Origin of the sequence: Pedomonas sp., from assembly GCF_036515995.1 — a bacterium.
Lineage (GTDB): Bacteria > Pseudomonadota > Alphaproteobacteria > Sphingomonadales > Sphingomonadaceae > Pedomonas.
Genome location: NZ_DATBUP010000214.1, coordinates 1 through 9,439 on the forward strand (window position 1 = coordinate 1; position 9,439 = coordinate 9,439).

Annotated in this window: 9 protein-coding genes and 1 pseudogene; 8 read left to right on the top strand and 2 right to left on the bottom strand. The window is 63.8% G+C overall.

What is annotated here, in order from left to right; all coding sequences use genetic code 11:
• Nucleotides 1-14 precede the first annotated feature (14 nt).
• The 3 genes and pseudogenes from VIG90_RS19910 to VIG90_RS15695 all read left to right on the top strand — a co-directional run bounded on the left by VIG90_RS19910 (nucleotide 15) and on the right by VIG90_RS15695 (nucleotide 915).
• Entirely contained in the window at nucleotides 15-179 is a 165-nt protein-coding gene (locus VIG90_RS19910; protein WP_414695512.1) for a Nif3-like dinuclear metal center hexameric protein, read from the top strand.
• Nucleotides 146-304: pseudogene (locus VIG90_RS15690) on the top strand (putative peptidoglycan-binding domain-containing protein); the annotation flags it as partial. The gene VIG90_RS19910 and the pseudogene VIG90_RS15690, both read left to right, overlap by 34 nt.
• 197 nt (nucleotides 305-501) lie before the next feature.
• Nucleotides 502-915, top strand: coding sequence for a holin family protein (locus VIG90_RS15695; protein ID WP_331594459.1), 414 nt, complete (start codon nucleotides 502-504; stop codon nucleotides 913-915).
• A 12-nt stretch (nucleotides 916-927) separates the two neighbouring features.
• Here the strand turns inward: VIG90_RS15695 and VIG90_RS15700 are convergent, their stop codons facing one another.
• Nucleotides 928-1,218, bottom strand: coding sequence for a DUF2218 domain-containing protein (locus VIG90_RS15700; protein WP_331594460.1), 291 nt, complete (start codon nucleotides 1,216-1,218; stop codon nucleotides 928-930).
• An 828-nt stretch (nucleotides 1,219-2,046) separates the two neighbouring features.
• Between VIG90_RS15700 and VIG90_RS15705 the strand changes: the two genes are divergently transcribed.
• Together VIG90_RS15705 and VIG90_RS15710 are read left to right on the top strand one after the other, a co-directional pair.
• Nucleotides 2,047-2,361 (top strand): hypothetical protein, encoded by a 315-nt coding sequence (locus VIG90_RS15705; RefSeq protein ID WP_331594461.1) that lies wholly within the window; start codon nucleotides 2,047-2,049, stop codon nucleotides 2,359-2,361.
• 252 nt (nucleotides 2,362-2,613) lie between these two features.
• Complete coding sequence (locus VIG90_RS15710) at nucleotides 2,614-3,396, top strand: succinate dehydrogenase iron-sulfur subunit (protein WP_331594462.1); 783 nt, start codon at nucleotides 2,614-2,616, stop codon at nucleotides 3,394-3,396.
• A 201-nt stretch (nucleotides 3,397-3,597) separates the two neighbouring features.
• Here the strand turns inward: VIG90_RS15710 and VIG90_RS15715 are convergent, their stop codons facing one another.
• Nucleotides 3,598-4,968, bottom strand: coding sequence for a GGDEF domain-containing protein (locus tag VIG90_RS15715; protein WP_331594463.1), 1,371 nt, complete (start codon nucleotides 4,966-4,968; stop codon nucleotides 3,598-3,600).
• Between the two features lie 152 nt (nucleotides 4,969-5,120).
• Between VIG90_RS15715 and zapE the strand changes: the two genes are divergently transcribed.
• The 3 genes from zapE to VIG90_RS15730 all read left to right on the top strand — a co-directional run bounded on the left by zapE (nucleotide 5,121) and on the right by VIG90_RS15730 (nucleotide 9,363).
• The gene (gene zapE, locus VIG90_RS15720) at nucleotides 5,121-6,287 is read left to right on the top strand and encodes a cell division protein ZapE (RefSeq protein ID WP_331594464.1); all 1,167 of its coding nucleotides are present in this window, start codon (nucleotides 5,121-5,123) and stop codon (nucleotides 6,285-6,287) included.
• A 159-nt stretch (nucleotides 6,288-6,446) separates the two neighbouring features.
• Complete coding sequence (locus VIG90_RS15725; protein WP_331594465.1) at nucleotides 6,447-7,721, top strand: HlyD family secretion protein; 1,275 nt, start codon at nucleotides 6,447-6,449, stop codon at nucleotides 7,719-7,721.
• Complete coding sequence (locus tag VIG90_RS15730; RefSeq protein ID WP_331594466.1) at nucleotides 7,714-9,363, top strand: DHA2 family efflux MFS transporter permease subunit; 1,650 nt, start codon at nucleotides 7,714-7,716, stop codon at nucleotides 9,361-9,363. Before VIG90_RS15725 ends, VIG90_RS15730 begins: the two co-directional genes overlap by 8 nt.
• The last annotated feature ends 76 nt before the right edge of the window (nucleotides 9,364-9,439 follow it).

Genomic DNA, 9,439 nt, shown 5'->3' on the forward strand with positions numbered 1-9,439 from the left:
CAGCATTAGAACAAATTGCTCCGTTAAATTATGCGGAAGGTTTTGATAATGTAGGTTTATTGGTCGGAAATTATCATGATGAGGTTACCAAAGTGTTGGTATGTTTGGATACAACACCTGATGTGGTGGATGAAGCCATACTAAGGTGCGCGGGCCGGAGGGCGAAGCGGTGTTGCTGACCGCCCTGCGCTGCCTGAAGGGAGAGCGGTACCTCGCCCTCGCCGAGACCCGCAGCGCCAACGAAAGCTTCGTGTACGGCTGGCTGAAGAACCGGGTGGGGCTGGCGCAGGCGGCGGGGGTTTGAGGATTTCTTGCAGGAGGGTCTTAACCCTCCTGCACCTCCCATCCAGTTGATTGGGCCGCGTCTGACAGAAGCGGATGCTCCTTAAAATTATTCAAGATTGTTTCGGGTGGCGGTGGGGACGTCAGGCGGATCGGCGGATGCAGGGGGATCAAGATCCCCCTGAAAAAGCATGAGAAACGAAGGCAGGGGAGGGAAGAATGGGCGTGATGGATGCGATTGTGGGGCCGCTGGCGCGGGTGATCGACAAGGTGATCCCGGATCCGGAGGCGCGGGAGCGGGCGAAGCTGGAGTTGCTGCGGCTGGAGGGCTCGCAGGAGCTGGAGCAGATGAAGGCGCAGTTGTCCGCCATCATTGCCGAGGCGCAGGCGGGCGATCCGTGGACCAGCCGGGCAAGGCCGAGCTTTCTCTACGTGATGTATGTGCTGCTGCTGTTTTCCATTCCCATGGGACTGGTGAGCGCGTGGGACCGGGAGGTGGCGGGGCGGATTGCCGAGGGGATGACCGGCTACCTGCAGGCGATTCCCGAGCCGCTCTACGTGCTGTTCGGCACCGGCTACCTTGGCTACACCGCCGCCCGCCAGTGGGGAAAGGCGAAGGGCGGGGAGCGGTGAGCGGGGAGGCGCTCAGGCATCCTGCCAGTTGAAGGCGAGCTCTTCCCGGTGGCCGAAGCGTTGCAGGTGCTCGGCCACCACGGTCTGGAAGCGGGCCATGTCGGTCTCCGGCGTGCCGGTCAGGGTGATGTGGAGCTGGTCCGGCGCGGCGGTGAGGGCGCAGCGGCCAAGGGGAAGCTCGATGGTGGCCTCCTCCGGCGTGAACTGGACCGGGAACTTGTGGCTCCAGTGCTTGGCCAGCTGCTGGAGATAACGGCTGCCATGGGCTGTGGCGACGGATGCTGTGGATGTGTTCGTGTTCATGCCTGCAGTGTGGGGAGGTAGTCTGACAGTTGCAAGTCAGTTGCAACAAGCCGGTTCAATGCCGGGGCCAGATGAGAGGGGATAGCTGCGGGCTTAATGCACCCGATCCCATATTAGATCATAATTACAATGAGTTAGTCGCGAAACGATCTGTTTCGGCGGGGGTGGCCCCGTTAGGGTTGGTAGATCGGCGGGGAATAGGCCCCGCCGATTTTACCGGAGACATCTCATGAAGATGTTCTTTCGGTTCGAGTGGAAACGGATACGGGTAAGACTCGTAATCCAGTTCTAGTCTCGAACCCCCGGAGGGGAGGGTAGCCGCCCTCTCTTCCGGGACCGGTAAATTACCAAGCGGTGACTCGCCCGACAATGGTGATAATCCCCCAGGGGCGCAGGTCTATGGTCGTAGACGCCTGCCTACGATTGCGGTTTCAGGCGCGATATTCGACTATAATTACAAAGAGTTAGGCGTGAAACGATTTCAGATCGTTGCGGAGGTCTTCTAAACTCGAAAGACCGGCAAGGATGGTCCTTACCGGTCTTTTACCGAGGAGGCATCGCATGAGGATGCTCTTTCGGTTCGAGTGGAAGCGGATACGAGTAAGACTCGTCGTCCGGTTCTAGTCTCGAACCCCCGGAGGAGAGGAGGCAACCTTTCCTCCGGGATCGGTAAAGTACCAAGTTGTGGCTTGCCGGACAATGTAGATCGGACCTGTTGGTCCGGTTTTATGGTCGTAGACGGCGGGTTTCGGCGGCGTGCGGCCACGCTGGCCGAAGGCTGAAAGCACTCCATATGTGAGACTGTGTTCCGTATGGAAGGAGGCCTGAATGGTCAGCCAGCAACCGCAGCGCTCGCCAGAGATCCAGCCCCAGCATTCGCCTGAAATCCAGCCGACGGCTCCGACCGATCCGCAGCCCGGCACGCTGCCGGGAATCCAGCCGATCTCGCCGCCGGAAATCCAGCCCGGCCAGACACCGGGCGGCACGCCCGATGCGCCGACGTATCCGGAAGTGGAGCCTGCGCGGGAAACCCCGAGTCCGTCTCCGACGCCGCAGCCGACGCACGAACCCGAGCCGCTGCCGCAGCCGGATACGCCGCAGCCGACGCCCGCACCGGGGCCGACTGCCGCGTTCAAGGCGTAGTCTCGGATCTCGCAACGCGCGAGAGACTCGGCATGGCAGCCTGCCGTTGCGGTGGTTTTCGCGCTTTGGCGCGGTGTAAAATCACGGTCTGGTGGCGGTTTGCCTGACTCTGGGCGGGGATTTCGGCCGGTTTATGCTCCACCTGCCGGAGAATCCCGCCTGCCAATCGGTACTGCGGTTTACAGATAGGTTGCAGCGCACGGCGCGCGCGCTATAAGGCCGTTGAACAAATAATAAGTGAGGACCGCGGCCATGGCAGAGTTTGCGTTGCCAGCAAATTCGAAGGTGAACAAGGGTAAGACCTATCCGGCCCCGCAGGGCGCCACCAAGGTTCGGAAGTTCAGCATCTATCGCTGGAACCCGGACGATGGTCAGAACCCGCGCATGGACACCTACGAGGTTGATCTGGCCGAATGCGGCCCGATGATCCTTGACGCCCTCATCAAGATCAAGAACGAGATCGACCCGACCCTGACCTTCCGCCGGTCCTGCCGCGAAGGCGTGTGCGGTTCGTGCTCGATGAACATCGACGGTCAGAACGGTCTGGCCTGCACCACCGCCATTGAAGACTGCAAGGGCACGGTGAAGATCACGCCGCTGCCGCACATGGAAGTCATCAAGGACCTGGTGCCGGACTTCAAGACGTTCTACGCCCAGTATGCCTCGATCAAGCCGTGGCTGCAGGCCGTGTCGACCACCCCGTCGGGTGCCGAGCGCCTGCAGAGCAAGGAAGAGCGCGCGAAGCTGGACGGCCTCTACGAGTGCATCCTGTGCGCCTGCTGCTCGACCTCGTGCCCGAGCTACTGGTGGAACGGCGACAAGTACCTCGGCCCGGCGATCCTGCTGCAGGCCTACCGCTGGCTGGCCGACAGCCGCGACGAGATGGCAGGCGAGCGCCTCGATCACCTCGAGGATCCGTTCCGCCTGTATCGCTGCCACACCATCATGAACTGCGCCAACGTCTGCCCGAAGGGTCTGAACCCGGCAAAGGCGATCGCAGAAATCAAGAAGATGATGATCGAGCGTCAGCTGTAAACAGCGCGAACGATCAGATTATGAGAGGAGGGCCGCGCCGCAGGGTGCGGCCCTTTTCTTTTGGTCGGTGCTGAACGCTGGCTGGCGGTCAGGCAGACCTTAGAGCCTTTTCCGATCTGATCGCATCAGATCGCGGCTCTAGGTTATTTATTGGTCGCACTTTCTTAACCGCAGGATGTTTCATCCTGCTTGAAAGCTGCTCTAGAGGAAAGAGACGTTGGAGGTGGGCGGCAGGCGCAGCGGCACGGCGGCGAGCTGATCGGCGGAGCGAAGATCTGCCGCGCGCAAGGATGGGTCCGGCGCGGGCGCGGCGGGATCGAACGGCACGATAGACGACGCAGGGGACGGTGCCGCAGACGCCACGGGCCGGATGGCGCCGGTCGGCACCGTGGGTTCGTTGGCGGGCAGGGGCGCGGTGTTGGTCATCACACGGTTGCGGCCCGAGTCCTTGGCGGCATAGAGCGCAGCATCGGCCCGGGCGAAGGCGCAGTGCAGCGTATCATGGGGCAGGATGATGGTGAGGCCGATGCTGGTGGTGACACTGAACCGCTTGCCGTCCGCCATGAAGATTTCCTCCTCCAGCGTGGTGCGGATGCGCTCGGCAACGCTGGTGGCGCGGGCAAGGTCGGTGGAGGGCAGGAGAGCGGCGAACTCCTCTCCGCCCATGCGGGCGACGATGTCGCCCGCCCGGGTGCAGGACTTGATGAGCGCGCCGAAGCGGCGCAGTACCTCGTCTCCGGCGGCATGGCCGAAGCGGTCGTTGATCGACTTGAAGTGGTCTAGGTCCAGCACCAGCAGGGCCGGCCAGATGTGGGAGCGGTCCGCGCGGGCCAGCTCCACCTCGGCGATCTGGTTGAAGGCGCGGCGGTTGAACACGGCGGTCAGATCATCGATGGCGGCGCGGTGGCTGAGCAGGCGGTGAATGCGCTCCATCACCAGAAGCACGAAGCTGATGTTCAGAATGACGATGGTGCAGAGAATCTGGAGCAGGGCCGCGCTGGCGAGCGGGGCGTGGCTGCTGATCTGGGGCCCGGCGGGCTGCACGCGCATGGCATAGACGAACCACAGCAGATAGGCGATGACCTGAAGACTGAACCCCAGCCGCAGGAAGGGAATGGCGACGGAGTGATCCGCATCGCCCGAGTTGGGCCTGCGGAGAATGAGCAGCGGCCACAGCCCCATCACCGCCATGAAGATGGAGGTGTTGACCATGCGGATCCACAGACTCGGCATGGCAAAGAGGAAGTAGAGGTGGACGGCGAACTGCAGGGCGAGGAAGCCGAAGACCAGCGGGGGCCGAGTATCATGCTTCAGGAAGCGCATCAGGCCAGTGGCCAGAAGGGCAAAGCCGACCGTCTGGGTGAGATTGGCGAGAGCGCTGGAGACGTTCGGCCCGATTGTATCATGCAGCGCGGACAAGATGGTGCCGATGCCGAACAGGATGTTGCCCACACCCCACATGACGATCGCGGATTCGCCGGGATTGATACGGTAAATGCCGATCAGCAGAGCCGCGCTGAAAAGGCTTGCGCATGCGGTGGCGACAAGCAGGGTGTTGGTATCCAATAGCATTTCGTGCGTTCGCCAGTTCTGCCGTTGCCCCACGGTGAGCAGCTAGAACGCACGATGTCGGGAAAAGTGGCGAAGGTTCAGCTTCGGTTGGTGCCGCCTTTTCAACCGTTCGTCTTTTCAAGCGTGTGCCTTGTCACTATGTGGCTTTGGTCATGACTGTTCTGAACGCCTATAACACCCTCATCACCCGCTCCGAGCTGCGCCCTGATCCGGATCAGGAACGCGCGGCGCGGCGATTGGATCAACTGGCGACGGAACTGGCCGCCTGGGAGCCCAGGCCCGCCTCCACCTCCTGGCTGCGGCGGCTGTTCGGCGGCGGCAAGCAGGACGCGAACAAGCCGCCGCGCGGGCTGTACATGTGGGGCTCGGTGGGGCGGGGCAAGTCCATGCTCATGGACCTGTTCCACGACAACGTGACCATCAGCCCGAAGCGGCGCGTGCACTTCCACGAGTTCATGCTGGAAGTGCATGAAGCGATTCACGAATACCGGCAGCTGGACGAGGCCGGGCGGCGGGCCCGCTTCGGCAAGCAGGCGGGCGATGACCCGATTCCGCCCATTGCCGCCAGGATTGCCGAGAACGCGCGGCTGCTGTGCTTCGACGAGATGCAGGTGACGGACGTGGCCGACGCCATGATCCTCGGCCGCCTGTTCACCGAGCTGTTCGGCAATGATGTGGTGGTGGTGACGACCTCCAACCGGCCGCCGCGCGACCTCTACAAGAACGGCCTCAACCGCCAGCTCTTCCTGCCGTTCATCGACCTGCTGGAGGCGACTCTGGACGTGGAGACGCTGAACGGGCCGACGGACTACCGGCTGGACCGGCTGGGCGGCATGCCGGTGTATTACGTGCCGAACGGGCCGGAGGCGACGCAGAAGCTCTCCGAAGCCTTCTTCCGCCTGACCGACTATGCGGTGGAAGACCGGGAGAAGGTGCCGTCTGAGACGCTGACGGTGCAGGGGCGCGAGATCTTCGTGCCCAAGGCGCTGAAGGGCGTCTCGGTATTCTCCTTCAAGCGGCTGTGCGCCAACCCGCTGGGGGCGGCGGACTATCTTGCCATCGCGCAGCGGTATCACACGGTCATCATCGTGGGCATTCCGAGGCTGGGGCCGGAAAACCGCAACGAGGCCAAGCGCTTCGTGACGCTGATTGATGCGCTCTACGAATACCGGGTGAAGCTGCTGTGCGCGGCCGATGCGCTGCCGCACGAGCTTTATACGGAAGGCGACGGCGCGTTCGAGTTCGAGCGGACGGTCTCGCGCCTGATGGAAATGCAGTCCGCCGACTACATGGCCAAGGGCCACGGCACCGCCGACTGAGCGCGGCCGATTGAACTGGTGGCGGCTGGCCGCGTTCGCCGCGCCACCGTTCGTTGCCGCTAAAAACAACGCAGTTTGACAGGGTGATTTGCCGCACGGTTTCGTGCGACAAATTAATGGACAAACTTGTCCACAAATAAAATATGGACAGGCCTGTCCATGAATGATACCGGGCGCGCCGACCCGGGCGGTTCCTGCCTTGCCGCGCTGCGTGCGCGCGCCGTGCTGCCGCCCCGGTGGCTGTCCAAGGATGATCAGAAGATGCGTGAGAACACCCGTAAACGTTTGATGCTGGCCCTGTGTGCCGTGGTTGCCCTTGGCGTGGCGGGCTACGGGACGTGGTGGTTCCTGACCGGGCGCTATCACCAGTCCACCGACAACGCCTATGTGGAGGCCGAGATCGTCCACATCGCGCCGAAGGTGGAGGGGTATGTCGCCAAGGTTGCGGTGCAGGACAATCAGGCGGTCAAGCAGGGCGACCTGCTGCTGAAGCTGGACGACAGCGACTACCGGGCCAAGCTGGCCGAGGCGGAGGCGCTGCTGGCGTCCCGGCTGGGCATGGCGCACTCCATTCAGGAATCGCTGAAGGGCCAGCAGCTGAGCATCGAGGAAGCGCAGGCCGGACTGGCAAGCGCGCGCGCCGATGCGGAGCGGGCCGAGAAGGATCGCCAGCGCTACGCCAATCTGGCAGAGGCCAAGTGGGTCTCGACGCAGAAGCTGGAATCTGTGGTGGCATCGGCCGCGCAGGCGCGGGCGAGCGTTGCGGAAAAGCAGGCCAAGCTGGGCGCAACCACGCAGCAGCTGAACGTGCTGCGGGCGCAGGTGGATGCGGTTGGCGGCAACATCCGCCAGGCCGAGGCGCAGGTGGAGGAGGCGCGGCTGGCGCTGTCCTACACCGAGGTGCGCGCGCCGCGTGACGGCGTGATCGGCAACCGCTCGGCGCGAGTGGGCCAGTATGTGCGCCCCGGCTCGACGGTGATGGCGCTGGTGCCGCTGGGCGACGTGTACGTGGTGGCCAACTACAAGGAAACCCAGCTGACCCGCGTGAAGGTGGGCCAGCCGGCGACTCTGGAGGTCGATGCGTTTCCGGGCGTTGAGCTTCGCGGCCGGGTGGAGAGCATCGCCCCGGCCAGCGGTTCGCGCTTCTCCCTGCTGCCGCCGGAGAACGCCACGGGCAACTTCACCAAGATCGTGCAGCGCATGCCGGTCAAGATCGCGCTGGAGCGTCCGCTGCCGGAAGGGGTGCGGCTGGCTCCCGGCATGTCGGTGGTGGCAACGATCGACACCGGCAAGGCCGCCGCGCCGGCCCCGGCCCGCAAGGGCAAGGGCGAGCGGGCCGAAGGCGCGGCTCTGGCAGCAGCCGGGACAGGCACGGCAGTTGCCGGCGGGGCCGAACCCGCAGCCGTTGCGGTTGTGGGCGTAAGCCATGAGTGACGCCGTTACGGCGTCAGGTCCCGGCCAGATTCCGGCGGGCCAGATTTCGGGCGGGCAGGTATCTGGCGAGCAGGATGGGCAACAGTGGACGCCGGGGTCCGACACGGTGCGGCCGCCGACGTCGGTCGTCATCGGGTTCTTCCTGATGGTGTTCGGCATGTTCATGGCGATTCTGGACATCCAGATCGTCTCGTCCTCCATCGGCGACATCCAGTCCGGCCTGGCGGCCAGCCCGGATGAAGCCAGCTGGATTCAGGGCTCGTACCTGATTGCGGAGATCGTGATGATCCCGCTGTCGGGCTATCTGGCGCGGGCGCTCTCGACCCGGGTGATGTTCAGCCTTGCGGCGGCGGGCTTCACGCTGGCCAGCATTCTGTGCGCGACCGCCACCTCCATGTCGGAGATGATCGTTTATCGCGCGGTGCAGGGCTTTCTGGGCGGCGGCATGATCCCGTCCATCTACTCCAGCATGATCATGGTGTTCGGGCGGCAGCGCCAGCGCACGATCATGGTGTTCGTCAGCCTGATCATCACCATGGGGCCGACCATCGGTCCGACGCTGGGCGGCTGGATCACGGACGCCTTCGGCTGGCACTGGCTGTTCCTGATCAACGTCATCCCCGGCATCATCGTCAGCATCGGCGTCTGGATGTTCGTGCGCATCGACGAGCCCAATCCGGGCCTTCTGAAGCGCATCGACCTGATCAGCCTCGGCCTGATGGCGGTTTTCCTCGGCGCGCTGGAATATGTGCTGGAGGAGGGCGCGAAGAAGCAGTGGTTCGAGGATTCACACATCTTCTGGCTGACGGCGATCTCCATCGTCTGCGGGGTGGCGTTCATCACGCGCACGCTCCGCTCGAAGGAGCCGATCGTCAACCTGCGCATCTTCGCCAACTACAACTTCACCGTTGGCTCCCTTCTGGGCGCGCTGATCGGCGTCGGCCTGTTCGGGCTGGTTTACATCTACCCGCTGTTCCTGGGGCGAGTGGCGGGCCTGTCGAGCATGCAGATCGGCAACATCCTCTCGGTCAGCGGCTTCTGCATGGTGCTGGCCGCGCCTTTGACCTTGCAGCTCCAGAAGAAGCTGGACCTGCGGATCGTCTCGGCCATGGGCGTGCTGCTGCTCGCCTACGCCACGTGGATGAGCCACACCCTGACGGCGGAGTGGCACTTCCATGAACTGCTCATTCCGCAGATGATGCGGGGCTTCGGCCTCATGATGTGCATGTCTCCCATCAGCTCGATCGCGTTCGGCACCCTGCCGCTGGACCGGGTGAAGGACGCGGGCGGGCTGTACACCCTGTGCCGGAACCTGGGCGGCGCATTCGGCCTTGCGGGCATCAACACGATCCTGCAGTGGCGAGAGAACTTCCACTGGTCGCGGCTGGCGGAGCACGTCAGCTACGGGCGGCCGGAGGTGGAGTCCTGGTTGAGCGGTACGGAGCAGCGCATGATGGACGCCGGGCTGAGCGACCCCTCCGGGGCGGCGATGAAGCAGCTGGGCCTGCTGTTCCAGCGCGAGGTGACGGTGCTGAGCTATGCGGATTGCATGGCGCTGCTGGGCGTCATGTTCTTTGCGGTGGTGATCGTGCCCCTGATGCTCAAGCCGGGCCGCGTCAGCGCCGCAGGAGAAGCACATTGACCCGGCGTGGCAGTCTGACGGCCGGAAGCTCAGGCGGCGGGCAGGATGGTGGGAACCCGCGCAGCGGGCAAGATGG

What these genes read in the sequence shown, in the direction of transcription:
- VIG90_RS15725 (WP_331594465.1), top strand. Translation starts at nt 6,447, where the DNA reads ATGAATGATACCGGGCGCGCCGACCCGGGCGGTTCCTGCCTTGCCGCG.
- VIG90_RS15700 (WP_331594460.1), bottom strand. Translation starts at nt 1,218, where the DNA reads ATGAACACGAACACATCCACAGCATCCGTCGCCACAGCCCATGGCAGC.
- VIG90_RS15715 (WP_331594463.1), bottom strand. Translation starts at nt 4,968, where the DNA reads ATGCTATTGGATACCAACACCCTGCTTGTCGCCACCGCATGCGCAAGC.
- zapE (WP_331594464.1), top strand. Translation starts at nt 5,121, where the DNA reads ATGACTGTTCTGAACGCCTATAACACCCTCATCACCCGCTCCGAGCTG.
- VIG90_RS15705 (WP_331594461.1), top strand. Translation starts at nt 2,047, where the DNA reads ATGGTCAGCCAGCAACCGCAGCGCTCGCCAGAGATCCAGCCCCAGCAT.
- VIG90_RS15695 (WP_331594459.1), top strand. Translation starts at nt 502, where the DNA reads ATGGGCGTGATGGATGCGATTGTGGGGCCGCTGGCGCGGGTGATCGAC.
- VIG90_RS15710 (WP_331594462.1), top strand. Translation starts at nt 2,614, where the DNA reads ATGGCAGAGTTTGCGTTGCCAGCAAATTCGAAGGTGAACAAGGGTAAG.
- VIG90_RS15730 (WP_331594466.1), top strand. Translation starts at nt 7,714, where the DNA reads ATGAGTGACGCCGTTACGGCGTCAGGTCCCGGCCAGATTCCGGCGGGC.